Origin of the sequence: Planotetraspora silvatica, from assembly GCF_016863315.1 — a bacterium.
GTDB lineage: Bacteria > Actinomycetota > Actinomycetes > Streptosporangiales > Streptosporangiaceae > Planotetraspora > Planotetraspora silvatica.
In genome coordinates, this window is record NZ_BOOQ01000015.1 from 177,382 (window position 1) to 202,332 (window position 24,951).

General features: G+C 71.4%; 17 protein-coding genes. 10 read left to right on the forward strand and 7 right to left on the reverse strand.

From position 1 onward, the window contains the following. Positions 1 to 37 precede the first annotated feature (37 nt). Positions 38 to 691 carry a response regulator transcription factor gene (locus tag Psi02_RS13270; RefSeq protein WP_203973920.1) on the reverse strand — a complete coding sequence of 218 codons (654 nt, stop codon included), beginning with the start codon at positions 689 to 691 and terminating at the stop codon, positions 38 to 40. 239 nt (positions 692 to 930) lie between these two features. Between Psi02_RS13270 and Psi02_RS13275 the strand changes: the two genes are divergently transcribed. Then, positions 931 to 1,095: a hypothetical protein gene (locus Psi02_RS13275; RefSeq protein ID WP_203973922.1), complete on the forward strand. Its 165-nt coding sequence runs from the start codon at positions 931 to 933 to the stop codon at positions 1,093 to 1,095. Between the two features lie 113 nt (positions 1,096 to 1,208). On the opposite strand, the gene Psi02_RS13280 is transcribed toward Psi02_RS13275, so the two are convergent. Beyond that, positions 1,209 to 2,039, reverse strand: a complete 831-nt coding sequence (locus Psi02_RS13280) for an inositol monophosphatase family protein (protein WP_275415191.1) — start codon at positions 2,037 to 2,039, stop codon at positions 1,209 to 1,211. Between the two features lie 348 nt (positions 2,040 to 2,387). Beyond that, positions 2,388 to 4,358 carry a S9 family peptidase gene (locus Psi02_RS13285; protein WP_203973924.1) on the reverse strand — a complete coding sequence of 657 codons (1,971 nt, stop codon included), beginning with the start codon at positions 4,356 to 4,358 and terminating at the stop codon, positions 2,388 to 2,390. 88 nt (positions 4,359 to 4,446) lie between these two features. Between Psi02_RS13285 and Psi02_RS13290 the strand changes: the two genes are divergently transcribed. Continuing rightward, positions 4,447 to 5,418, forward strand: a complete 972-nt coding sequence (locus Psi02_RS13290) for a ferrochelatase (RefSeq protein WP_203973926.1) — start codon at positions 4,447 to 4,449, stop codon at positions 5,416 to 5,418. A gap of 98 nt (positions 5,419 to 5,516) precedes the next feature. Here Psi02_RS13290 and Psi02_RS13295 read toward each other — a convergent pair whose 3' ends face one another. Next, on the reverse strand, positions 5,517 to 6,668 hold the full coding sequence (locus Psi02_RS13295) for a lytic transglycosylase domain-containing protein (RefSeq protein WP_239094853.1): 1,152 nt from the start codon (positions 6,666 to 6,668) through the stop codon (positions 5,517 to 5,519). Between the two features lie 225 nt (positions 6,669 to 6,893). Between Psi02_RS13295 and Psi02_RS13300 the strand changes: the two genes are divergently transcribed. From Psi02_RS13300 to sepH, 3 genes are all read left to right on the forward strand, one after another. Further along, entirely contained in the window at positions 6,894 to 8,084 is a 1,191-nt protein-coding gene (locus Psi02_RS13300; RefSeq protein ID WP_203973928.1) for an MFS transporter, read from the forward strand. A gap of 99 nt (positions 8,085 to 8,183) precedes the next feature. Next, positions 8,184 to 9,509, forward strand: coding sequence for a D-arabinono-1,4-lactone oxidase (locus Psi02_RS13305; protein WP_203973930.1), 1,326 nt, complete (start codon positions 8,184 to 8,186; stop codon positions 9,507 to 9,509). 542 nt (positions 9,510 to 10,051) lie between these two features. Continuing rightward, a complete protein-coding gene (sepH, locus tag Psi02_RS13310; RefSeq protein WP_203973932.1) occupies positions 10,052 to 12,040 on the forward strand; it encodes a septation protein SepH in 1,989 nt (662 codons plus the stop codon). Positions 12,041 to 12,259: 219 nt separating this feature from the next. Here sepH and Psi02_RS13315 read toward each other — a convergent pair whose 3' ends face one another. Beyond that, complete coding sequence (locus tag Psi02_RS13315; RefSeq protein WP_239094854.1) at positions 12,260 to 13,981, reverse strand: PH domain-containing protein; 1,722 nt, start codon at positions 13,979 to 13,981, stop codon at positions 12,260 to 12,262. Next, positions 13,978 to 14,460 (reverse strand): PH domain-containing protein, encoded by a 483-nt coding sequence (locus tag Psi02_RS13320; RefSeq protein WP_239094855.1) that lies wholly within the window; start codon positions 14,458 to 14,460, stop codon positions 13,978 to 13,980. Before Psi02_RS13320 ends, Psi02_RS13315 begins: the two co-directional genes overlap by 4 nt. Before the next feature lie 156 nt (positions 14,461 to 14,616). On the opposite strand from Psi02_RS13320, the gene Psi02_RS13325 reads away from it, so the two are divergent. Both Psi02_RS13325 and Psi02_RS13330 read left to right on the forward strand, forming a co-directional pair. Next, positions 14,617 to 15,579, forward strand: a complete 963-nt coding sequence (locus Psi02_RS13325) for an ATP-binding cassette domain-containing protein (RefSeq protein WP_203973936.1) — start codon at positions 14,617 to 14,619, stop codon at positions 15,577 to 15,579. Positions 15,580 to 15,763: 184 nt separating this feature from the next. Next, positions 15,764 to 16,576, forward strand: coding sequence for an ABC transporter permease (locus Psi02_RS13330; protein ID WP_203973938.1), 813 nt, complete (start codon positions 15,764 to 15,766; stop codon positions 16,574 to 16,576). Positions 16,577 to 16,593: 17 nt separating this feature from the next. Here the strand turns inward: Psi02_RS13330 and Psi02_RS13335 are convergent, their stop codons facing one another. After that, positions 16,594 to 19,779, reverse strand: a complete 3,186-nt coding sequence (locus tag Psi02_RS13335) for an ATP-binding protein (RefSeq protein ID WP_203973940.1) — start codon at positions 19,777 to 19,779, stop codon at positions 16,594 to 16,596. 188 nt (positions 19,780 to 19,967) lie between these two features. Here Psi02_RS13335 and Psi02_RS13340 point away from each other — a divergent pair, with 188 nt between their 5' ends. The 3 genes from Psi02_RS13340 to Psi02_RS13350 all read left to right on the forward strand — a co-directional run bounded on the left by Psi02_RS13340 (position 19,968) and on the right by Psi02_RS13350 (position 24,939). After that, positions 19,968 to 20,510 carry a YbhB/YbcL family Raf kinase inhibitor-like protein gene (locus Psi02_RS13340; RefSeq protein ID WP_203951525.1) on the forward strand — a complete coding sequence of 181 codons (543 nt, stop codon included), beginning with the start codon at positions 19,968 to 19,970 and terminating at the stop codon, positions 20,508 to 20,510. Positions 20,511 to 20,693: 183 nt separating this feature from the next. Beyond that, complete coding sequence (locus Psi02_RS13345; RefSeq protein ID WP_203973942.1) at positions 20,694 to 22,628, forward strand: hypothetical protein; 1,935 nt, start codon at positions 20,694 to 20,696, stop codon at positions 22,626 to 22,628. 52 nt (positions 22,629 to 22,680) lie between these two features. Continuing rightward, complete coding sequence (locus Psi02_RS13350; RefSeq protein WP_203973943.1) at positions 22,681 to 24,939, forward strand: SulP family inorganic anion transporter; 2,259 nt, start codon at positions 22,681 to 22,683, stop codon at positions 24,937 to 24,939. Positions 24,940 to 24,951 lie beyond the last annotated feature (12 nt).

The following is a 24,951-nucleotide window of genomic DNA, read 5'->3' on the forward strand; positions in this document are numbered from 1 at the left end:
TGGCGGCCGCGGAAGCCCATGCCGCCGACCTGCCCGTTCACAACCGGTATCCCACCCCTGGGACGGTCTCGATGGCCTGGGGCTCACCGAGCTTCTTTCGCAGGGTCATCATGGTCACCCGTACGACATTGGTGAACGGGTCGATGTGCTCGTCCCACGCCTTGTCGAGGAGATCCTCCTGGCTCACGACCGCGCCCTCGGCGCGCATCAGCTCCTCGAGGACCGCGAACTCCTTCTTGGTCAGCGCGATCTCCTTGCCGTCCCGCGCGACGAGTCGCTTGCCCGGGTCGAGGCGGATCCCCGCCCGCTCGAGCACGGGGGGCAGCGGCGGCGCAGACCTGCGGCCCAGCGCGCGCACCCGGGCGACCAGCTCCATGAAGGCGAACGGCTTGGCGAGATAGTCGTCGGCGCCCAGTTCCAGGCCCTCGACCTTGTCGTCCACGTCGCCGGCGGCCGTCAGCATGATGATCCGCGAACCCGACCGCTGGGTGACGAGCTCGCGTGCCACCTGGTCACCGTGGACCTTCGGCAGATCACGATCGAGCACGATCACGTCGTAGTCGATGTAGCCGGTCTTCTCCAGCGCGGCGGCACCGTCGTACGCCACGTCCACGGCCATCGCCTCGCGGCGCAGCCCGGTCGCGATGGCATCCGCGAGCACACGCTCGTCTTCCACCACAAGTACGCGCATGTAGGTCCTCCTCAGCTGGAATGACGTCCTCATTCTCCCAACACCCGGCGTAAGCCTGCGGTAAGCGGTTCCCCGCGATCACGTGATGCAGAGCACATGAATTGGGTGGTTTGCGGCAAGCCCGTCAATGGGTACTGGGGTCTACACCCCAATTGTCGTGCGCCGGGGAAGGTTTACCCTCCCCAGGATCCGCTGCGGGGTCTGCACACGGCATGTTTCGCCCCGAGAAAGAAGGTGAGATGGGCGAGTTCACCAGCACGATCGAATCCCGGCTCGACCAGGCCTACAAGGGTCTCGAGGAGGCCCGGTCGAGCGGAGACGCTTTCCTCGCCGACGCCCTCACCGCCGAGATCGAGGACTTACGCCGCCTGGCCGACGATCACGGCATCCCGATCCAGCGATAGGACGGCACACACCTCAGGGGGCTCGCCAGTACGGCGGGCCCCCTTCGCCGTCTTCGACCGGCGCTCAGCCTTTGATCCGGGTCGGGCAGCGCTCAGTCGTGGTCGAGCGGCGCTCAGTCGTGGTCAGGGTCGAGCGGGGCCAGCAGGTCGTGCAACTCCTCGAACAGCCCAGGTGCGGCGCACATGACCAGGTCGGGATGGACCGGCCTGCCGTACAGGCCGTCGATCCTGGCGCCGGCCTCGGCCGCGATCAGCCCGCCCGCCGCGTGGTCCCAGTAGTTGGTGCCGCGCTCGAAGTAGGCGTCGACCCGGCCGGCGGCGACGGAGCAAAGGTCGATGGCGCAGGAACCCGACCTCCGGATGTCCCGGATCCGCGGCATGACCTGGGCGAGCACCTCGGCCTGGACGCGCCGCCGGTCGGCTCCGTAGCCGAACCCGGTGGCGACGAGCGCCCGGTCGAGGGGGACACCGGTGTTGCACCACAGGCGCTCTCCGTCCAGCCACGCCCCCTCGCCCTTGGCGGCACTGAACAACTGGCCGCGGGGGATGTTGTTCACCACTCCGGCGACGATCTCACCGTCCACCTCCACACCGATGCTCACCGCCCAGTCCGGCAGGCCGTACAGGAAGTTGACGGTGCCGTCGATGGGGTCCACGATCCACCGGGCGCCGCCCTCGCCAGGGGTGTCGCCGCCCTCTTCGCCGAGTACCGCGTCGCCGGGCCTGGCCTGGCCGATCCGGGCGCGGATCAACTCCTCCGCGGCTTTGTCCAGGGCGGTCACGACGTCGGTCGGGCTGGATTTGGTCGCCAGGACCTCGGGCCGTGCGGGACGCTTGGCGAGGAGCATCTCCCCTGCCTCACGGGCGATGTCGGTAGCCAGCGCCAGCAACTCCCCCGCCGTCACCCCTTCGCCGTGATCATGCACACCTTCGCGATCATCCACGGTGACCTGCCCCCTCACATTTCGTGATCATGCGCAGGTTCGAGATCATGCCCCGCCACCTGCGCGGACTCCTCGCATGATCATGCAGTCCGGATATTTCCGGACTGCATGGTCACGAACGACATCCTCCCAGACCAGCGTTCACCGGCCCGAAGACGTGCATGATCACGGCCGGTGACGCCGCAGGTCACGACGCCGATCCCCGAACCCGTGCATGATCACGGACAGCGTCGGTGCAGGTCAGCGGGGATACAACCGAACCTGTGCATGATCACGCGCGGAGGGGCGGGAGGTCAGGGCGGGTGAACACGAACCTGTGCATGATCACCACAAGTGTTCAGGGGGAATTCAGCTCAGGGACTCGGGGGGTGTCCAGGGGGTGCCGAGGACGTGGTGGGACAGGAAGGCCAGCACGGTCTCGTACCAGGCGATGGCGTTGCCCGGCTTGAGGACCCAGTGGTTCTCGTCGGGGAAGTAGAGGAACTTCGACTCCACACCCGACCGCTGGAGATCCCACCAGAGCCGCAGGCCCTCCCCGATCGGCACCCGGTAGTCCTTGTCGCCGTGGATCACCATCATCGGGGTGGTGATCTTGTCGAGCGAGTGGTGCGGCGACAGCCGTGCGTAACGGTCGGAGCCGGGCGTGCCGAACTCCCGCTGCCAGTACATCGAGGCGTCCGTGGTCCCGGCGAACTGGTCCAGGTTCCACAACGAGGCGTGGGTGACGATGGCCTTGAACCGGTCGGTGTGCCCGGCGACCCAGTTGGCCATGTATCCGCCGAACGATCCGCCCATGGCCGCGATCCGCTGGTCGTCGATCTCCGGCCGCTTGAGGCACTCGTCGGTGATCGCCATCAGGTCGGCGTGCGTGACCGGTCCCCAGTCGCCCCAGCCTCTGTCGATCATCGACTGGCCGTATCCGGTGGACAGCGCCGGGTCCGGCAGCAGCACGGCGTAGCCGCTCTTGGCCATCAGCCACGGGTTCCAGCGCCAGGACCAGTCGTTCCAGCTGGACACCGGGCCGCCGTGGATCCACAGGAGGAACGGCGCCGGGTTCTCCGCCGATGCCTCGGAGGGCACGACGAGCCAGCCCCGGATCTCCGTCCCGTCCTCGGCGGTGGCGCTGACCTCGGTCAGCGTGCCGGGCAGGTCCAGGGACGGCGCGGGCGAGGGCAGGTCGGCGACGGAGCCGTCCGGGGAGATCCGCACGGGGCGAGGGGGCGAGTCGACGGCGCCGCGCAGGGCGTAGAGCGAGCCGTCGGGAGCCGGGCACAGCTCCTGGTAGGCCCCGTCGTCCGAGGTCAGCCGGGTGACGACGCCATCGAGCGCGATCCGGAACACCGGCCGGCGGCCCAGGTGATCGGCCACGATGTAGATCACGTCCGACGAGGGCGCCCACGCGACGGCGGACGGGAACAGTTCGCCGCCCAGCGCGCGGCCCTCTCCGGTCTCCAGGTCGACGACCCACAGCTCGAGCGACGTCGAGAGTTCCTGGTCCCCCAGCCGTTCCCGCGTGCAGGCGACGTGACGCCCGTCCGGCGACACCACCACGGGGCCGCCGAACTCGTGACCGTCGGACGCGGCCAGTGTCCGCCGGGAGCCCGTCTGGATGTCGACGGCGACGAGGTCGGCCCGCATCTCGCCGTTGGGCAGGAAGACCTGCCAGGTCGTGATGACCGAGGCCCCGTCGGGGGTGACGGCGAACGACGCCCTGTCGAGCGCCCGTCCCGGCTCCGGCGTCAGGTCCGCGGCGTCGTCCAGGCCGTCCCGTACGGCACCGGCGAGCAGACGGGTCTGCGCCGGCCCGAGGTCGTGGTCCCAGTACCGGATGGGGTACTGCTCGTGCAGGATCGCGCTGATGCCGGCGTCCTTGCGAGCCTTGCGGCGGTCCTCCTCCGTGGCGGAGTCCCCGGGCAGCACGTCGGCGGCGAAGACCACCACGCCGCCCGCGGACCGCACGCCGCCGATCCCGCCGGGTCTGGACGCGATCCGGCGGGGCTCGCCGCGCTCGGGCAGCAGCCACAACGCCGGGACGTTCTCGTCGTTGTCCTTGACGGTCTCGTCGGGCCGCCGGGAGACGAACAGCAACTCGCCCTCGGCGGTGAACTCCGCGCCCGCCTCCCCCTTCGCGGACCGCGTCAGCCGGTACGGCTGGGCCTCGGCGCCGAGGGGGATCTCCCACAGCGCGGTGCCGTACGACGAGCGGTCGGGGCTGAGTGACTGGACCACGGACACGAGCCTGGTCCCGTCAGGGGAGAGCCGCAGCGACACCACGCGCGGCAGGGCAACGTATTCACGGATGTCCGGAAATTGGCTCACCGCTCGAACCTACCCGGATCTCCACGTGATCCCAACGGAGCGCACCTCCGGAGGAGACCGGGCCGGATCCTGCGTAGGCTGGACAGTCATGGGGAGCACCTTGCCTTACGACGCCTTGCTCGTCGTCTCGTTCGGCGGGCCGGAGAAGCCCGCCGACGTCATGCCGTTCCTGGAGAACGTCGTACGCGGCCGGGGAGTGCCACGCGAACGGCTGCTCGAGGTCGAGGCGCACTACCAGGGCTTCGGCGGGGTCAGCCCGATCAACCAGCAGTGCCGTGACCTGATCGACGCGCTCGACGTCGACCTGCCGATCTACTGGGGCAACCGGAACTGGCACCCCTTCCTGGAGGACACCGTCCGCCAGATGAAGGCCGACGGGGTCAGGAAGACGGCGGCGTTCGTCACGGCCGCCTACAGCTCCTACTCGAGTTGCCGCCAGTACCTCGACGACATCGCCCGCGCGCGGGCCGCGGTCCCCGGCGCACCCGAGATCGTCAAGCTGCGGCACTACTACGACCACCCCGGCTTCATCGCGGCGATGGCCGACCACACCCGTGCCGCTCTCGACGCACTTCCGCCGGCCGTACGGGACACCGCGCGCTTCGTCTTCACCGCGCACAGCATCCCGGTCTCGATGGCGAGGTCCGCGGGCCCCGCGGGCGGGGCGTACGAAGCCCAGCTCAGGAAGGCCGCCGCGCTGGTCACCGAGCAGGTGGACGCCGGCCGGCCCTGGGACCTGGTCTGGCAGAGCCGCAGCGGCCCGCCGAGCGTCCCCTGGCTGGAGCCGGACGTCTGCGACCACCTGGAGGCGCTGCACGAGGACGGCGTCCGCGCTGTCGTGGTGGTGCCGATCGGGTTCGTGTCCGATCACATGGAGGTCGTCTACGACCTCGACGTCGAGGCGGCGACCCTGGCTGAGAAGCTCGGCATGGCGCTCAGCAGAGCGGCCACGGCGGGCACGCACCCGCGCTTCGTCTCCATGGTGAGCGAGCTGATGGCCGAGCCCGAGCCCGTCCCCTGCGCCGCGACCTGCTGCCCGGCGCCGATCCGCCGGTCCTGAGCCGGCGTCGAAGCGGCCCCGAGAGCGTCACCGAACCGCGTCCTGACACCGGCACCCGATCCGCCGGCCCTGGGCGCCACCGGGCGGATCGGGGCCGCTCAGGGATACTTCCGCGCGTACGACGTCGCCAGGCCGAGGACCTTGTCCACGTACGACCACGAGTGGTTGTAGAACCAGACGGCCTTCCTGAGCTTGTCCCCGCCGCTGCCGGCGCCGTTCGCGCAGAGGTATTTCGCGGCCGCCGGGACGGCGTCGTAGGGGCTCCATATGTCCGACTCGCCGTCGCCGTCGCCGTCGACGCCGTAGGACTTCCAGGTGGCGGGCATGAACTGCATCGGCCCGAGCGCGCCCGCCGACGACGGCCCGTTGTTGCGCCCGTGGCCGCTCTCCACCTGCCCGATGGCGGCGAGGACGGTCCACGACAGGCCGGGGCAGACCGTCGCGGCCCGCTGGTAGAGCTCCAGGTAGCTGCCCGGCCGTCCGACCAGCCCCGACGTCGAGGTGGTCTTCGCCGGGGTGGTGGCGGGGGCTCGGCTCGCCCCCACGGTCACGATCTGCGCCTTCTGCCCGAGCAGCCGGCCGACCGCGCGCTTGTCGGGCGTGCCACGATCCGCGTGGATGAGGACCACGACGTCGGCGGCGAGCCCCAGTCGCCGTCCCAGGTCGGTGCTGACCAGGCCGTCGACACCGGGCAGCCCGAGCGGCGCGGACGCCGCCAGGCGCACCCGCGGGCCACCGTCGATCTGGAGATCGGTTCCGAGGGCCATGCCCGGCCGGTCGACCGTCTTGCTGTCGGCCACGACCTCGTTGCGCGCGAGCGCACTCCAGACCTCGGGCTGGTCGGCCACGGGCTTGGGCGTCCACGAACGGAATTCGGTGGGGTCGACGGCGAGCAACTGCAGCCCCTGGCCCGCCGTGCGCACCGCACCTCCGCCGGCGCCCGCCACCTTCCGCACATGCTTCAGACCGGCGATCGCCTGCAACGTCCCGGCGGACACGGGAGCCGGGGTGATGGCCAGCATGCTCGGCGGCGTGACCCGCACGCTGACGACGTCGACGACGGGCGGGCTCGAGGGGAGCGCCACATCGGGGACGACCGTTCCCGCGGCCGGATGATCGGCCGCGACGGGCTGCCGGCCCTCATCGGCGGAGACCAGCAGGACCACGCCTCCGGCGATGACCCCGACGATCAGGACGGTCAGCCCGGCCACAAGTGCACGAAGACGCGTGGACCGGGGAAGAAGGCGCACCCGACCCAGGTTAATCCCTTCACCCCAAAGACGTAAAAATCACTTGCCATACGCCGGGGTTGTGCGCGAGGGTCGAGCTGCGTAAGCCACGTCCGCGTGCCATGAGGAAGATGCTCATGGCCGCCGCCGCTCCCAACCGGTGTGCCCGGACGCACAGCGTGCTCTCATCAGCCGGCCCCGACCGGAGCGGGAGCGCGCGGCGACACAGTGCCGAAGGGATGCGACATGGTGGGGCAGTACCGAGGCCTGTTCGGCACGCCCGGGGCCAAGGGCTTCGTCATCACCGGCTTCATCGGGCGGATTCCCATGTCGATGCTCGGCATCGGCGTCGTGCTCCTCGTCTCCGCGATCACGGGCTCGTATGCCACCGCCGGCGCGGTGTCGGCCGTCTTCTCGCTCGCCTACGCCATGGCGGCCCCGGTGTCCGGCCGTCTCGTCGACAGGTTCGGCCAGGCGAAGGTCCTGGTGCCGTTCGCCCTGCTCCACGGGGTCGCCCTGAGCGGCCTGATGGTGTGCGCCCACGCGACGGCCCCGATCTGGACGCTGTTCGCGACGGGCGCCGCCGCGGGGGCCACCGCCACGTCGCTGGGCTCGATGGTGCGCGCCCGCTGGTCGCACGTCCTCAAGGACTCCTCGCAACTGCACACCGCGTTCTCGTTCGAGTCGGTGGCCGACGAGGTCATCTTCGTCGGCGGCCCGGCCTTCGTGACCGCGCTCGCGACCACGGTGAACGTGTACGCCGGGATCATCGTCGCCATCGTCCTCACGCTCGTGGGCACGCTGGCGTTCTCCGTGTTGCGCGGCACCGAACCGCCCGCCGTCCGGCACAGGGAACACGCGGGCTCCCCCATCGCGATCCCCGGGGTGGCCCTGCTGTCGGCCGTCTTCCTCGCGATGGGCGCGGTGTTCGGCTCGGTCGACGTCATCACCGTCGCCTTCGCCGACGAACAGGGCAGCAAGGTCGCGGCGGGATTCCTGCTCGCGTCGCTCTCCGGCGGGAGCATGGTCTCCGGCCTCTGGTACGGCTCCCGCCACTGGAAGATCAGCCTGCGCAGCCGGTTCATCAGAGGGCTTTCGATCTTCGCGGTGGGGCTCACGCCGGTCCTGCTGATGAACGACATCCGCCCGATGGCCGTGGCCCTGTTCTTCGCGGGCCTCGCGATCTCGCCCACTCTGATCACGGGCTTCTCCCTCATCGAGCGCCTGGTGCCGACGTCGCAGCTCACCGAGGGCATGTCGTGGATCTCGACGTCGATCGGGTTCGGCGTGGCCATCGGCGCCTGGGCGGGCGGTCACCTGACCGACGTGTACGGCGCGTCGAACGCCTACGGGTTCACCTTCGCCTGCGCCCTCGCCGCGGCGGTCGTCGGCGTGGCGGGGTCCACGCTGGTCCGGATGGAGCACCGCACCAACTGAGGCGCGGCGCGGCGGCGGGGCCATAGGCAGCCGCCGATTTTATGAGTAGTGTTCATGTTCCACGACGGGGGCGTGCGGTTTCACTGCGCGAGGAGGAACATGGGCGCCTTCGTCAACTGGGCACGCAACCAGTCGGTCACTCCCTCGGAGTTCCGGACGCCCACGTCCGCCGCCGACGTGGCGCGGGCTGTCACGGATGCCGCGCACGGTGGGCGGCGGGTCCGCATGCTGGGCACCGGACACTCGTTCACCGGCGTCGCGCTCACCGACGGCATCCTTCTCAGACCGGACGCGCTGACCGGGATCATCGAGACCGGCGACGGCCGCGTCAAGGTCGCCGCCGGCACACCGCTCCGCGCGCTCAACGAGGAACTGCAGGCACGCGGGCTGGCCCTGGCCAACATGGGGGACATCACCGCCCAGACGGTCGCCGGTGCCATCCAGACCGGCACCCACGGCACGGGACGCGAGATCGGCGGTCTCGCCGACCAGGTCCTCGAGATGGACATCGTCCTGGCCGACGGCTCGACGACCACCGTGAGTGAGGGCGATCTGTTCGACGCGGCACGTGTCGGCCTGGGCGCCCTCGGCATCCTCACCGCCGTGACGTTCCGGGTCGAGCCGTCGTTCCTCCTCCACTCGCGCCGCGAGCCGATGCCGTTCAGCCGCATCCTGGACTCGCTCAACGAGCTCACGGGAGACAACGAGCACCTCGACTTCTTCTGGTTGCCGCACACCGACACCTGCCTGGTCAAGCGGAACAACCGCTCCCCCGGCCCGGCCAGGCCGCCGGGCGCGTTCAAACACTGGCTGGACAACGTCTTCCTGGAGAACACCCTCTTCGGGGCGATGTGCGCGGTGGGAGCCCGCGCCCCCGGGGCCGTCCCGCGCATCAACAGGCTCTCGGCGAGTGTGCTGAGCGCGTCGGAATGCGCGGACGCCTCATACAAGATCTTCACGTCGGTCCGCGAGGTGCGCTTCCTCGAGATGGAGTACGCCATCCCCCGCCACCACCTCGCCGAGGCCCTCCGTGAGACACGAGACCTGATCGAGCGGTCGGACTGGAAGATCACCTTCCCGGTCGAGGTCAGGGTCACGCCGCCGTCCGACGCCTGGCTCTCCACCGCGTACGGCAGGCCGTCGGCGTACATCGCGTGCCACATCTACCGCCCGACGCCGAACCCGGATTACTTCGCGGGCGTCGAAGAGATCATGATGCGGTTCCAGGGCCGCCCGCACTGGGGCAAACTGCACACCCGGGACGCGGCATACCTCCAGACGGTCTACCCGAGGTTCGCCGACTTCCACGCGTTGCGTGCCAGGCTCGACCCCGACGGGCTGTTCGCCAACGACTATCTGGACCAGGTGCTCGGGACGGCACGCGCGAGTTCCCCCGTAGACGGCCCGGAAACCACGGCCACGTAAAGAGAACCCCCTTGTGAGGCTTTCCCGGCGTGTCGGGTTGCCTCACCTGACCGGCTTACGGGCACATTGCGAGGCACGGGCAGCCTGAGCCCGGCGTGCCACTCGAACCCGGGGGAGCAAGTGCACATCAACCCCTCCCGCAGGCGGGGCCTGACGGCCTCTTCAGCGGGGGCCGCCGCGACCGCCGCGGCGACCACGACGCCACCCGTCGCCGTGCCGGCGCCGGGACGGCCGCATCCACGGACAGTGAGCGCGCATCACCTCAGGAAGAACGACCCACCATTCTCTCGCGTCATGAGCCGACTCCACCCCGCGGGGCGGCGTCGTACGGGACAATCCGTCGAGGACACCTGCCCGCTTGCCGTACCCCGGCGGGCTGTAGCAAGGTGAGCGCGGAAAATGTGACCGGCGTCACAACATCTGCCCCACCCCTGGGCGAGGCGATGTTCGGACATGCCGGGTACGGTGCTGGAAGGCAACCGGCTCACGCGAGAGACTCAAGGGTCCGGGGGAAGACGCAGCACGATGACGAAGGGACTCGCATGCAGGAGCTCCGTCTCGTCGCGGTAAGTGAGGACGGCACGTATCTCGTCCTGGCCACGGCCGGACGGGGCACGCGGTTCACGCTTCCCGTCGACGACCGGCTCCGCGCCGCGGTCCGCGGCAACTTCTCCCGTCTCGGCCAGTACGAGATCGAAGTGGAGAGTCCGTTGCGCCCCAAGGAGATCCAGGCTCGAATCCGCGCCGGTGAGACGGCGGAGGAGATCGCGGCCACCGCCGGCATCCCGGTGGAACGCGTCCGCTGGTTCGAGGGACCCGTTCTCCAGGAGCGCGAGTACATGGCCCAGCAGGCGCAGCGCGCCCCGGTCCGCATGCCCGGAGACAACACCCCGGGTCCGACGCTGGGCGAGCTCGTCGCCGAGCGTCTCACCCGCCGCGGCGTCCCCGCCGACGAGATCGACTGGGACTCCTGCAAGCGCGACGACAACCTGTGGCGGGTGAAGCTGGGCTTCGTCTGGAACGGGCACACCCGGCACGCCGAGTGGCTGTTCGACCCGCGGCGCCGCCACATCACCCCCAACGACGACGAGGCCATGCGCCTGTCGGCGGCCGAGTACGTCGAGCCCGACAGTGACGACTCGACCGTCCGTCCCTTCGTGCCGAGGCTCGCGGCCAAGCTCGCCCCCGTGGCGCCGCTCCCGGGCTCCGGCCGGCAGGACACATACGGCCGCGCCGAGCCCGGCTACGACCGCCCTGCCGTACGGCACGAGCCGCCCGCCCGTCTCGACCCTCCGCTGCGCCAGGAACCGCCGGCGTGGAACGAGCCCCGCCATGAGGAGCCCCCGGCCTACCGGCCCGAGCCGCGCCACGAGGAGCCTGCCGCGTACCGGGCCGAGCCCGCTCCGGTGCCCTTCAGGCTGCCTGAGCCGCTGATCGAGCCCGACGAGGTGGAGGAGCCTCCCGCCTTCCGGCTGCCTCAGGCGACGCCCCTTCCGCAGGCTCCGACGCCGCTGCGACCGGTCGCCGACGACCGGCCCGTGAACCACCCGGCGGTTTCCGCGCCGGAACGTGCGTCGACTCTCCCGATCCCCGAACTTCTTCTCCCCTCCACGACCGAGCCCCCCATGCCGGACGCGCCCGAGCCCGTCCTCGACGGCTCGCAAGAGCCGCGGGACACGTCCGCGCGTGACACGGCCACGGAGACAGAGCCGGAGACGGCGGAGCACGAGACGGCCGGGGGCGGAACCGTGAACCAGACGCAGGACCAGACGGACGACGAGAACGCGCCGGTGAGGGAGGCCGCGGCTACCGAGGATGCCGCGAGGGCTTCCGCCGAAGTCGCCGCCACCCAGGACGAGCGCGCCACCGAGCCTGTCACCGAGACGGTCGTGGAGACGGCCGCCGTCGGCGAGAGGCGAGAGGCGGCCCCGGCGGACGTCTCCGGAGACCAGGCCGGGGACAAGGCTGGGGACAAGGCTGGGGACAAGGTCGGCGACACCGCCCGCCCCGCGGCCCCCGTCGCGGCTCCCGTGAAGGCGCCGGCCGTACCTGCTCCGGTTCCTCGGCCGACGCCTGCTCCGCGGCCGGTTCCCGCTCCCCCGCGTGCCGCCACCGGTACGGCACCGGCCGGCGGTTCACCGGCGCCGGTCCCGGCATCGAAGGGGGCGGAGAAGGCCGTTCCTGCGCCGTCCAAGGCACCCGCTCCTGCTACGACGGGACATGAGGTGCCCGCTCAGGCGCCTGCCGCCGCGCGTGCCGGTGCGCCCGCCGCGAACGGCAATCGTCCCGGTGGCGGGAGAGACGCGGCGGCGGCTCCAGCGGCCAAGGACGCCGGCGAGCCCGCGGCGAAGGAGGCCGCCAAGGCTCCGGCGCAGGGTGCCGTCAAGGAAGCGCCCAAGGACGCGAAGCCGGAGACGCCCGCGCCTCCCGTGCCGAAGCCGGCACCGGCGCGGCCGCGCAAGTCGCGGGGCCGTCGGGCCTCCGTGCCGACGTGGGACGAGATCATGTTCGGCGCGCGCAAGCCCGAATAGGCCTTCGCGAGCGACGTCCGATGTGAGCCTGACCGGCCCGGCGTGAGCCCGACCGGCAGGCCGAGGCCTGGAACATGAGCCTGACCGGCGTGAGCCCGACTGGCAGGCCGAGGCCCGGCACGTGAACATGACCGGCGGGCCGGGCCTCGCGTCGTGAACGTGACCGGCGGCCTCGTGCCGGAACGTCGCGATGCGCGGTCCGCCTCGTGCGGAAAGCCTCTATCGAGTCGGTGGGGCGAGGAACGGGCCGATCCAGTCGGGAGTGACCTCGGCCGCGAACTCCACGCCCTGGGTCTCTCCTGTGTCGATCGCGGAATAGCCGCCGGTTCCCGCGCCGACTCCGGCGACCACGGTCAGCACTCCCGACATCCGCTGGAACACCGTCTGCCGCAGGGTCCACCCCACCACCGCTCGGCGCTCGACGACGGCCTGTCCCCGGCGCAGAGACCCGTTGCGCACCGACAGTCTCGTGCCGTCGTAGGCGTGCCCGAGAGAGCGGTATCGGTCCAGCCCGAGCGGTATCCCGAGCAGCGCCAGGACCAGGGCGGCCGACGCGGCCACCTCCCATCCCAGCAGGAACATCGCCGCGGCGACGACCAGCCAGGGCGTGACGGCCCGGAACAACCTGCGACGCCGTGCCTGGGACGGGTGCGGCCGCAGCGGGATGGCGAAGGGCCCGATGGCGTCCGAGGCGACGTCGACGGCGTACGTCCGGGGTGTCACCGGCAGCAGTTGGCCTCTGGTCTCGGAGTCCCCGAGGCCGGTGACCACCGCCCACAGCCGCACGACCTTGAACCGGCGTTCGATCAATCCGTCGACCAGTTCGTATCCACGGATCCGGCGGCGCTCCAGCGAAACCGTCCGGCGGGTGACCAGGCCGCGCTCCGCCACGAGGTACCCGTCCCGGGTGCGCAGGGTGAAGTCCCAGTTGAAGACGGCGTACATGATGCCCCCGACCACGGGCATGGCCAGGATCAGCAGCACCACGCCGGCGACCAGCAGCGCGGGATGTCCCTCCACCCAGGTGAACGCCACCCTCGCCGTCCGCGCGTCGACGCGCAACTCGCCGCCCACCTGGAAGGCCAGGCCGACCGCTCCGGCGATCAGCGCGAAGGGCGTCAGCAGGTACGCGCCGGACAGCGGGCCGTACCTGAGCCAGGAACGCGGCACACGGCCGATGATCCGCTCGTCGTGGTGGCCGGAGGTCCGCCCGGTGGCCGCCCCTCGTGCCGGAACCGCCCCGTCCCGAGCCGCCCCGTCCCGAACCGCACTGTCCCCCGCGGCACCGTCCAGCGCGACGCCGTCCCGTGCGGGGGCGCCCAGCGCGGTGCCCTCCGGCGCCGCCGAGTCCTCCGTCCGGTGACGCGGTGTCACCGGACGGCGGGCCAGCAGCACCGCCCGGAGGCTCTCGGCATCCTCCACCGTGAGCGCGTCGAGCTCGCCCTCCTGTTCGCCGCCGCCTGCGCCCGTGTCGAGTTTGAGGACGGCGAGGCGGAGCAGGCGATGCAGGGGCGGGGTGGTGATGTCGATGCCGCGGACCCGTTCCAGGGGGATCGTCCGCACCGACCGGCTGATGAGCGCGCGGGTGAGCTCCAGCCGGTCGCCGGACACGCGGTAGGTGAACGTCGACCAGCGGACGACCGCGTAGACCACCGATCCCCCTACGCCGAGAGCCGCCCAGCCGAACGACGCGGGCGAGAATCCGCCCGCCACCAGGACACCTGCGAGCGGCAGGAGCAGCGTGGGCAACATCCGGATCGGGTCGATCAGCAGGACGCGAGGGCTCAGCCGCCGGGCCGCCCCCGCCTCGCCGTACGGCGTCCCACCGGGACGGACGGGAAGGCCGCCGGGGCCTGACGGCCAGGACCCGGGCTGACCTGGCCCCGGCTGTGCGGGTCCCTGATGTGCGGGTCCCTGATGTGCGGGACCAGGCTCTGTCATGTCGCGTCGTCCCTGAGTTCCTGAGCCCGGCGGGCCAGCTCCTCGGCGAAACCGGCGGCCACGTCGTAGTCGAGTCCCTTGATCGTCGACGACCCGGCGTGCGACGCCGTGCGGATCTCCACGGTGGCCAGGCGGAGCGCGCGCTCGAACCAGCCCTGCGCCTTGTCCACCGTCTGGATCCGGCTGACGGGGACGAACACCCATTCCCTGCTCAGCCAGCCCGATCTGGCGTACACGACGTCGCCCGACAACTCCCACCGATGTACGGCGTAGCGCCACAGCGGTTCGATGATCACCAGTGGAGCCATCACGACGCCGACGACGAGCGGCAGCAGCCATGCGTGGTCGGACAGCCAGCCGGGCAGGACCGCCCAGTCGCTCCGGCCGATCCAGAACGCGAGCAGCAGGGCGCCGCCGAAGAAGATGGCGAACCCGATCAGCGACTCGACCAGCCACAGGGCGATCGCTCGCCGTGACACCCGATGAGCCGGATCCCGTAATGGACCTTTCACAACCCCACCCTAAAAGATCGGACCCCGCCGTCAGCGATATGTCAGCGGCTGATTGCGACGCTCAGTGAACTGTCAGTGGCATGCCGCAAGGTGATGGTGTCCACAACGAGGAAGAGGAAATCCATGAGATACGCGATCCAGGCACAGGGCCTGGCGAAGCACTACGGCGAGACCCGGGCGCTCGACGGGGTCGATCTCGAGGTGCCCCAGGGGCGGCTGCTCGGAGTGCTGGGGCCCAACGGCGCGGGGAAGACCACCGCCGTCCGCATTCTCGCCACCCTGCTGCGGCCGGACGGGGGCCGGGCGCAGGTGGGCGGTTTCGACGTCGTGAAGCAGGCGCATCAGGTGCGGTCACTGATCGGCCTGACAGGTCAGTACGCCGCGGTCGACGAGACGCTGACCGGCGTGGAGAACCTCGTGATGATCGGCCGGCTGCTCGACATGACGCGGGCCGACGCTCGGCGGCGCGCCGCCGAGCTTCTCGAGCGCTTCGACCTGACCGACGCCGGGGGCCGCGCGACGAAGACCTACTCCGGCGGCATGCGCCGCCGCCTCGACCTGGCGGCCAGCCTGATCGGCCGTCCGCAGGTGCTGTTCCTCGACGAGCCGACGACGGGGCTCGACCCGCGCAGCCGCACCGAGTTGTGGGGCGTCGTGCGCGGGCTCCAGAACGACGGCGTGACCGTGCTGCTGACGACGCAGTATCTCGAGGAGGCCGACCAGCTCGCCGACGACATCGTCGTGTTCGACCACGGGAAGGTCATCGCCGCCGGCACGTCCGACGAGCTCAAGGCCACGACCGGGGGCCAGGTGCTGGAGGTCCGCCCGGCGGAGACCGCCCATCTCGACCTGGTGGCGCGCGTGGTGGGCGACATCCTCGACCTCGCGCCCACGGTGTCCGGCGGCGTGGTCAGGGCCGGTGTGCGCGACCCCGCCGTCGTCCCCGCGATCGTCCGGCGCCTCGACGACCTCGGCGTGATCGCGGCCGAGCTGTCCCTGCGCAAGTCGAGTCTCGACGAGGTCTTCCTCGCTCTCACCGGCCACGCGGCCGAGGAGAAGGCGCAGCCCGCGGAGGTCGCGGCATGACACGCACGGCCACGACCCGAAGGGTCCCCGAACGACCACCGGCACCGGCACGACCGGCCACGACACCGACGACCCTGAACCCGGCACCATCCGGGACACGACCGGCCACGACACCGACGACTCTGAACCCGGCGCCGTCCGGGACACGACCGAGCACCCGCGACGGCCACCACGAGGAGACATCATGACCGCGATCGCCCAGACCGCGACGGGCGCCGTCGCCGCCCCGAGGGTCAGCCCCTCGGCCACGCTCCGCCACACCATGACGCTGTCGTGGAGAAGCCTGGTCCAGATCAAGCACAATCCGATGGAGCTGCTCGACCTGAGCGTCCAGCCCGTCATGTTCCTGCTGCTGTTCACCTATGTCTTCGGCGGAGCGATCGCGGGGTCGACCGGCGACTACCTGCAGTTCGCGCTGCCCGGCCTGGTCGCGCAGAACATGTTGTTCGCGAGCATGACCACGGCGGTCGGGCTGAACACCGACATCACGAAGGGCGTCTTCGACCGGTTGCGAAGCCTGCCGATCGCCCGTTCGGCGCCGCTGGCGGGACGGATCGTGGCCGACACCCTCAAGCAGGTGTGGGCGTTCGCCCTCTTCCTGGGGCTGGGCCTGGTCCTCGGGTTCCGCGTCCACACGGGCCTGATCGGCGTCGCCGGTGCGCTCGCGGTGCTGCTGGCCTTCGCGCTGGCCATGTCCTGGGTGGCGGTCCTGGTCGGACTCAGGGCGTCCGACCAGGAGAAGGTCCAGATCCTGATGTTCTCCCTGATGATGCCGATCACCTTCACCAGCAACGCCTTCGTGCGGACCGACACGATGCCCTCCTGGCTGCAGAAGTGGGTCGAGGTCAACCCGGTCAGCCACCTGTCCGACGCGGTCCGGGGGCTGCTCAGCGGTGGTCCCGTCGCCTCGCACGCCGGCATCTCGCTGCTCTGGGCGGTCGGCATCGTGGTGGTGTTCGCGCCGCTGTCGATCCGGGCCTTCCGCAACCGCATCTGATGACGGCGGCGCCGGTGCTAGCCCGCGAACGCCACGACCTGTTCCCGGGTCATCGCCCGGCCGCGCTCGTAATGCCGGGAGAACACCTCCTGGCCGAGCGCGGCCGTGGCCGCCTCCGTGGCCCGGAGATGGTCGTAGCCGACGACGTCCACGATTCCGCGTACGGCGGTCGCCCCGCCGAGGAGCACCGCCGCCCTCTCGTGATCACCTTCGAGAGCGGCGAGACCGGCGTACGCCACGATCACATGGGCCACCACCGGCCCGTCCTGCGACTCCACCGCGAGGGCCAGAGCCTCGCCATGGAGGCGGCGAGCCCTTCTGAGGTCGCCCTCCTGCGCGGCCAGCATGCCGAGCGACGAGCTCAGCGTCGCGTGCAACTGCCGGGCCGACGACATCTCGGGCCTGCCCAGCAGCCGCAGCGCCTCGTGGTAACACTCGCGGGCGGCGTCGAAGTCGCCTCTCTCCCGCGCGAAGTCGCCGCGGACGTGCTCGGCACCGGCCTTCCCCATGGGATCGGCGTTGTCGACGCAGATGCGCATGGCCTCCTCCAGCACCGCGTCGGCGGCCGTCCGGTCACCGGCGATGTTGAGCACGATCGCCAGGCGGGTCCGCATGTACGGCGTGTCCTCCACGGCGCCGACCGCGTCGACGAGTGCGATGGCCTCCCGAAGGATCTCGATGGCCTCGCCGGTGCCGCGCATCGTGCCCGTCTCCGCCAGCGACGCGAGCGCGTTGCCCGTCCCCCATCTGTCGCCGACCTCCCTGAACCGGTCGAGTGAGGCCCGCAGGTGGCTCTCCCCCTCGGCGACACGGCCCGTGTTGAAGTACACGTTCCCGCGGAACATGTACGCGGCGGCGGCCACCCACGGATCCGGATGGCCGAACAGGTCCTCCAGATGAGCGTTGGCCTCGAAGTCCGAGCCGAGCAGAAGCGCCAGGATCGGCCCGGCCATCGCCACCACCGGGTGCGGTGGACCCGGGACCGGATTGTCCCGCATGAGCTGTATGGCCGTCTGCAGGCTCTCCCGCGCCCTGTCCCACTGCAGGTCCGCGGCGGCCCATGTCAGGCCGAGCACCGCGTGGGCGAGCGCGACCTTCACCGGGTCAGCCCCGGAGTCGCCCTCCGCCATGCGGACGACCTCCTCGGCGCGCTGCGCGCCCTCCCGCCGGTGCCCCACCAGCCACCAGTACCAGCCGAGGTTGCCGACGAGCGTCAGCGCGATGTCGGTCTCGCCCTGGTCGGTGGCCCAGAGCAGGGCCGACGAGAGGTTGTCGTGTTCGGCCCACAGCCGGGGGAGCCACTCGACCTGCTCGGCCCGGCGCAGGTGCGGGTCGGCGGTCACGGCCATCTCGGCGAAGAAGCGGGCGTGGGCCAGCCGGATCTCGCGCTCGTCGCCCATCTCCGCCAGCCTGTCGCCCGCGTAGGCGCGGACCGTTTCCAGCATGCTGTAGCGCCCGCCGTCGAACACCACCAGTGACTTGTCGACGAGGCGGCCGAGGACGTCGAGATCGCCGCGGCACACCTCTTCAGTGCTCTCCAGCGTCCCGCCGCCCGCGAAGACGGACAGGCGCGCCGCGAGCGTGCGCTCCTCCTCGTCGAGCAGGTCCCAGCTCCACTCGACGACCGCGCGCAAGGTCTGGTGGCGCGGCATGGCCGTACGGCTGCCGCTGGTCAGCAGGCGGAAACGGTCGCCGAGCCGGTCGGCTATCTGCTCCGCGGACAACGTCCGCAGCCTGGCGGCCGCCAGCTCGATGGCCAGGGGCATTCCGTCGAGCCCGCTGCAGATGCGCTCGACCGCGAGCCTGTCGTCCCGCGCCCGGTAACCGGGCCGCGCCGCGGCCGCACGGTCGGCGAACAGCCGTACGGCATGGTCGAGGCCGAGCGGCTGAACCGGCCAGAGCACCTCTCCGGTGATGCCGAGCGGCTCGCGGCTCGTGACCAGGATCCGGACTCCGGGGCAGTCGGCGAGCAGCCGGTCGGCCAGCGTGGCCGCGGCGCCCACGAGGTGCTCACAGTTGTCCAGCACGATCAGCTGAGCGCGTCCCGACAGCGCCGTGACCAGGCGGTCGGCCGCGTCGGCGGCGGCGGCCGGGCCTGCCGCCGGGCGCACGGGCACGAGCCCCATGTCCCGGAGACCGAGCGCGGCCAGCACGGCGTGCGGGACCTGGGCCGGGTCGAGCACGGACGCCAGTTCCACGAGCCACGCGCCGTCCGGGACGGAGGACGCGAACGCCTCGGCCGACTCGACGGCGAGCCTGGTCTTCCCCGCGCCGCCGGGGCCGAGGAGGGTGACGAGGCGGTTGCGGGCCAGCGACTCCCCCACCTGCTCGACGTCGCCCTCCCTCCCGACGAAGCTGGTCAGGCGGGCGCGCAGGTTCCCCTTCCGCACCGGCGACCGTACGACGAGCGGCTGGGCCGGTGTCCGCGCGGGCGGCCGGGCCTGTGCGGGTCGCGCACCGTCGCCGCGCAGGATGGACAGGTGCACCTCCGCCAGCGCCGGCGAGGGGTCGGCGCCGAGCCGGTCCGCGAACGTGGCGCGCGCGTCCTCGTAGGCGGCGAGCGCCTCCACCTGCCTGCCGGAACCGTAGAGGGCGCGCATCAGCAGCCCGCGCAGCCGCTCCCGCAGCGGGTGGGCGGCGACGAGCCGCGACAGTTCGGATACGACGTCCGGACGTGGTCCCAGCCTGAGCTCCGCGTCGATCCTGTCCTCGGTCGCGGCGATCCTGATCTCCTCGAGCCGGGCCACCTCGACCGCACCCGCGGGCAGATCGGTGAGCGGGGCGCCGCGCCACAGGCCGAGAGCCTCCGTGAGCGCCCGTACGGCCAGGCCGGGATCGCCCGTCTCCAGGGCGCGGCCTCCCTCGCGGGCCAGCCGGGTGAAGCGGTGGAGGTCGACCTGATCGGGCGGGACCAGGAGGCGATAGCCAGACGGATCGGCCACCACGAGTGCGCGGTCGATCGTCGCCCGGAGCCGGGAGACCAGCGCCTGGAGCGCGTTGCCCACGCCGTTCGGCGGATGGTCGTCCCACACGCCGGCGACCAGGGCGTCGGTGGGGACGGTGCGGCCGGTGTCGAGGAGCAGGAGCGTCAGCAGCGCGCGCAGCCGCTGCCCGCCTATCTCGATCAGGCGGCCGTCGTCGCGCACCTCGAGAGGTCCGAGGACGGCGAAGTTCACACTGGTTTCCCTCGTCACCCCCTGCATGCCTCGATTGTCGCCGAAAACGACCCTTGCCCGCGCGGTCAGTACCCTCATGCGGGACCGGATGGTCGAAGTGGGACGAATCGAAGGACGGGACACAGCAGGTGAGAGCGGTACGCCCAGCGGGACAGCGGCACGGATCAGCCCGATTCGGTCGGTGCACCATCCCGATCCGCGTAGCATCATCGGGCATGGGGTCGCCGACGAAGTCCATGGGCGCACGGTGTGCCGTCATCATCACGGCGGTAACGCTCGCGGCGTCGGGCTGCGGGATCCTGGGCGGCGGATCGCCCAGGAACCTCGACGTGATCAGTGTGTCGAGCCCGCGCTTCCGTGACGGGGCGCCCCTGCCGCACGGCTATTCCTGCAGCGGCGGGCTGGGCAATCCTCCCCTCCGCTGGTCGGGGACGTCGGGTGCCAAATCCGTCGCCATAGTGGTCGACGACAACAGTGCGAGGAGCAGCGCGGTGAACTGGGTGGTGTTCAACATCGACCCGAACACCACCGAGCTGGCCGAGAACGGCGTCCCGAGGGGCGCCAGGCAGGGTCAGGCGTCGAACGGCAAAGTCGGCTATACGCCTCCGTGCCAGACCGAGGGCCGTTACCGTTTCACTGTCTACGCCCTCGACACGAAACTCGATCTCAAGCAGGGCGCACCCCTGGCCGAGACGCTGGAGCACATCGCTGATCACACGATCGCTCGCGGTCGCCTCACGGCGGCCAACATCGAGTGACATGCTGAACGCCGGAGGTAGTCGTGCTACACCAATCTTCGCCTAGGGTGTGACAACGGTCATTGTGGTCAAGCAGAATCGGATCCAATTGCTGAGCGCAGGTGGTCAGAGGGGGCAGGTCGCGTCGATGGCCGCGCGATCTCACCGGCGCCGCTGGCAGGCCATGGCCTTGAAGGTGGTGCTATGACCGCGGTCATTATGGGCCTCGTCGCCGTCGTGCTCTTGGTGCTCGTCGTCGTGGCTCTGGGCATGCGCTCGATGAACCGCAGGGAGAGCGCTCTTTCTTCCGAGCGGTTAAAAGCGATGGCCGAGAACAAGGGGCCCAAGCCCCGCCGTCCCGCCGAGGAGACGTTCTTCGAGAGCTTCCCCCAGGGTTTCGACGCCTTCGAGGACCCCTCCGAGAAGGAGAAGGCCGCACCGAAGCAGCGGCCCGCCGGTGGCCGTCCCGCGGCCAAGCCCGGAGGCCGGCAGGCGACGCGTCCCACGCAGCGCAGCGCGGGTAAGCAGCCCGCCGCTCCACGTGGCCGCCGCGGCGTCGACGAATGGGGCGAGTCCGACGACTACGACGACGAGTACTGGAGCCGCGTGCGCGCCGACGACGGCGGCTTCAGCGGGCCCGGTGCCCGGATGGCCACTCCCCGTCCTGTGGGCCGGCCTTCGGGCGCGCCGTCCGGCGACCTCCCGCCGAACACGCCGCCGGCGGCCAAGCCCCGGGCGGCCGACCCCGACGCCGCGACCGTTCAGGCTCCGCTTCCGCTACGCGCCGGGTCCGACCGCCCGAGCGGCCGCAAGTCCTCACGGGTGACCCCCGCGTCGGCAGCCGCCGACCAGAAGACCGTGGCGTTCTCCGCGCCGACTCCCGACGTCCTGGGCGCTCTCGGAACGCCCGCACCGGCCCGCCCGTCCGCGGACCCGTTCGACGTGAGTCCCGCCACCGGGGCCTTCGACGTGAGCCCGGCCGCCGGGTCTTTCGACGCGAGCCCGGCGACCGGATCGTTCGACGCGAGCCCCGCCACCGGGTCTTTCGACGCGAGCCCGGCGACCGGGATGTTCAGCACGCCCCCGGCAAGCGACTCCTTCACCCCGCCGCCCCGTCCGGCCGGCTCGGCCGCGTCCCGGTCACCCAGGTCCGGCAGGTCCTCGCGGTCCGCCCGCCGTTCCGCGGCGGGTCCGGCCGACACCGGCGCCGGCCGCGCGAGCGGGTCGTTCGAGGCGCCCTTGGGCACCGGTCCACTGGGCGGCGGCTTCGACGCGACGCCGTCGACGGCCCCCGCACCCGGGTTGTACACCACCGGCACAGGCCCGTTCGACACGGTGCTTCCCACGGCAGGGACGCCCGGGGCCTCTCCCGCCGATCCGCTGACGCCGTCCACGCCGCCCGCTCCCGGCACGGGATCGTTCGACAGCTGGACGGCCTACGACGCGCCGCGCAGCACCGACTCCTACGACCTGCCCCCCGGCTCCACCGGCCTGTTCACGACCGCGGACACGGGGCCTTCCTACACGGTGCCGCCGACCGCGCCGCCCGTCACCCCGATCCCCTCCTCCCCGACTCCCCCCGCCCCGGGTGACAACTCCTGGCCGCCGGCCGCCTCGCCCGGCCCGGCCACGTCGCCGTCCTGGTCGGGTGTCCGTGACATCCTCGACGACCCCGAGCCGCCCGCACGTGGCGGCACGACCTGGCCCGGCGTCGAGACCTACCAGCCGCCGGCCGCCCAGCCGCCCGGCTACTCCCCGTACTCGAACGACCCGGGATACACCGCCACCCCTTCGTCCTCCTCTTATGAGGTGAGCGCGGGATGGGCCACGATCGACGACGCCGACTCCGCGGCGGGGCCCACGGGCGCCCACACGGGCCCGGCTCGTGCGGTGTCACCGTACGAGTCGGCGGGTTACGACGTCCCCTCCGGGCAGAGCCCCTACGCCTACGACCAGCAACAGGGCCAGGCCAACGGCACCGGCAACGGCCAGCAGTCGTGGCCGGAGCAGAACAACACGGGCGGCAGCTGGCCGTCCTACGACGAGCTCTACGGGAACGCCCCGCAGTCGACGAGTGCGCGCAGGGGCAGCCACCGCCAGCCGGAAGATGAGCCTGACTATCCCGACTATTACCGGTGATTTTCCGCCGGCTTGCCTGAGGAGCGGGCGGCCCCTGTCATAGGGTCGCCCCATGACACAGAGTAGTCAGGCGAGTCCCCAGCGTTACTGGAGGTCGGTACTCCAGCACGATGTGCCGGCTTCTCTCGTGGTGTTCCTCGTGGCGGTGCCCCTGTCCCTGGGCATCGCCGTCGCCTCCGGAGCACCAATCGCGGCGGGCCTCGTGGCCGCCGTCGTGGGCGGCGTGGTCGCCGGCGCGCTGGGCGGATCGGTCGTCCAGGTCAGCGGCCCGGCGGCCGGTCTGTCGCTCGTCGTCGCCGAGCTCGTCCACACGTACGGCTGGCGCGCCACCTGCATGATCACGCTCCTCGCCGGGCTGCTCCAACTCCTCCTCGGCGCGTTCCGGGTGGCGAAGGCCGCGCTGGGCGTCTCCCCCGCCGTCGTCCACGGCATGCTCGCCGGAGTGGGCGTGGTGATCGCGCTCTCGCAGCTCCACATCGTGCTGGGCGGCAAGTCCCAGAGTTCAGCGCTCGAGAACATCCTGGAGCTGCCGTCGCAGATCGTGAACAACCACAGCCACGCCGTCATGGTAGGCATCCTGACGATCGGCATCCTGGTCGTCTGGGCGCGGGTGCCCCGGCTCCGCGTGGTGCCCGCACCCCTGGCGGCGCTGATCATCGCCGCGATGACGGCGGCCGTGCTCGGCTGGGACCTGACGCGGGTCGACCTGTCCGGAGGCTTCTCCTCGCTGGAATCCCCGCTGCTGCCGCAGGGCGACTGGCACGCCATCGCGGGAGCGGTCGTGCTCGTCGCGCTCCTCGCCGGAGTCGAGTCGCTCCTCACCTGCGTGGCGTCGAACCGGCAGCACGACGGTCCGCGCGCCGACCTCGACAGGGAGCTCGCGGCGCAGGGCGTCGCCAACGTGGTGTCGGGGGCGCTCGGAGGCATGCCGGTGTCCGGAGTGGTCGTGCGCACCACGACCAACGTCAGAGCGGGGGCACGCAGCCGCTGGTCGACCGTGCTCCACGGCGTGTGGGTGCTCCTGTTCACCGCCGCCTTCGCCTGGATGATCGCGCTCATCCCCCTCGAGGCCCTGGCGGCGCTGCTGCTGTTCATCGGCGTCCAGATGGTCAACCTCGGGCATGCCCGCAACCTGCGGGGGCACCGCGAGATGCCCATCTACTTCGTGACGATGACCGGCGTCGTGGTCATCGGCCTCGCGGAGGGCGTGGCGCTCGGCCTCGGCCTGGCCGCGCTGCTCGCCCTGCGCCGCCTCGCCTGGATCTCCGTGGTGGTGCGGCAGGCGGGCGACCGCTGGCGGATCGTCGTCACCGGGTCTCTCACCTTCCTCGGCGTGCCCCGCCTGACCGAGTCCCTGGCGGCCATCCCGCCGGGCACGGCGGTGGAGCTCGACCTGAACCTCGACTTCATGGACCACGCCGCCTTCGAGACCCTCCACGCCTGGCGGCTGGAGCACGAGCGCGGCGGCGGGACGATCGACATCGACGAGATGCACGGCGAGTGGTACGCCGCGGCCGTCAGCGGCGCGCGCATGCTGCCGGCCAGGACCCCGCCCAAGCACGAGCGCTTCTGGCTGCCCTGGGCCTACCGCCGGCGTGTCGTCGATTCCGCGCGCCAGGCCGACAGCCTGTGCGCCTACGACGAGATGTGCGAGACCGGTCCCGGCCTCCCCGGCGACGCGCAGGCCGCACCGGACCTGCTGGAGGGGACGCGGGAGTTCCACCGCAGGACCGCGCCGCTCGTCCGGCCGCTGCTGCACCGGATGGCCCGCAAGCAGACTCCCTCTCACCTGTTCATCACGTGCGCCGACTCGCGGGTCGTGCCCAGCATCATCACCGCGAGCGGCCCGGGCGACCTGTTCACGGTGCGCAACATCGGCAACCTCGTGCCACGCGCCTCGTGCACGCCGCCCGACGACTCGGTCTCGGCGGCCGTCGAGTACGCCCTGAAGGTGCTGGAGGTCCAGACGATCACGGTGTGCGGCCACTCGGGATGCGGCGCGATGTCCGCCCTCCTCGGTGAGGCGCCCGAACTGCCCGCGCTGCGCAACTGGCTGCGGCACGGCCGGCAGAGCCTGGCCCGGTTCGTGGCGTCCCCCGAGGAAGACGACGACGCGGGCCCGCTCGACCGGCTGTGCCGGGTGAACGTGATCCAGCAGCTGGACAACCTGGAGAGCCACCCTCTCGTGGAGAGCCTCGTGCGTGCGGGGAGGCTGGAGCTCACGGGACTCTACTTCGACATCGCCGCCGCCCGCGTTCACGTGCTCGATCGGGGGCGTTTCTCGGCGGTTCCGGAGCTGCGCCGCGGCTGAGCCGTCCGTCCG

What these genes read in the sequence shown, in the direction of transcription:
- Psi02_RS13270 (WP_203973920.1), bottom strand. Translation starts at nt 691, where the DNA reads ATGCGCGTACTTGTGGTGGAAGACGAGCGTGTGCTCGCGGATGCCATC.
- Psi02_RS13275 (WP_203973922.1), top strand. Translation starts at nt 931, where the DNA reads ATGGGCGAGTTCACCAGCACGATCGAATCCCGGCTCGACCAGGCCTAC.
- Psi02_RS13290 (WP_203973926.1), top strand. Translation starts at nt 4,447, where the DNA reads ATGGGGAGCACCTTGCCTTACGACGCCTTGCTCGTCGTCTCGTTCGGC.
- Psi02_RS13300 (WP_203973928.1), top strand. Translation starts at nt 6,894, where the DNA reads ATGGTGGGGCAGTACCGAGGCCTGTTCGGCACGCCCGGGGCCAAGGGC.
- Psi02_RS13305 (WP_203973930.1), top strand. Translation starts at nt 8,184, where the DNA reads ATGGGCGCCTTCGTCAACTGGGCACGCAACCAGTCGGTCACTCCCTCG.
- sepH (WP_203973932.1), top strand. Translation starts at nt 10,052, where the DNA reads ATGCAGGAGCTCCGTCTCGTCGCGGTAAGTGAGGACGGCACGTATCTC.
- Psi02_RS13315 (WP_239094854.1), bottom strand. Translation starts at nt 13,981, where the DNA reads ATGACAGAGCCTGGTCCCGCACATCAGGGACCCGCACATCAGGGACCC.
- Psi02_RS13325 (WP_203973936.1), top strand. Translation starts at nt 14,617, where the DNA reads ATGAGATACGCGATCCAGGCACAGGGCCTGGCGAAGCACTACGGCGAG.
- Psi02_RS13330 (WP_203973938.1), top strand. Translation starts at nt 15,764, where the DNA reads ATGACCGCGATCGCCCAGACCGCGACGGGCGCCGTCGCCGCCCCGAGG.
- Psi02_RS13335 (WP_203973940.1), bottom strand. Translation starts at nt 19,779, where the DNA reads ATGCAGGGGGTGACGAGGGAAACCAGTGTGAACTTCGCCGTCCTCGGA.
- Psi02_RS13340 (WP_203951525.1), top strand. Translation starts at nt 19,968, where the DNA reads ATGGGGTCGCCGACGAAGTCCATGGGCGCACGGTGTGCCGTCATCATC.
- Psi02_RS13345 (WP_203973942.1), top strand. Translation starts at nt 20,694, where the DNA reads ATGACCGCGGTCATTATGGGCCTCGTCGCCGTCGTGCTCTTGGTGCTC.
- Psi02_RS13350 (WP_203973943.1), top strand. Translation starts at nt 22,681, where the DNA reads ATGACACAGAGTAGTCAGGCGAGTCCCCAGCGTTACTGGAGGTCGGTA.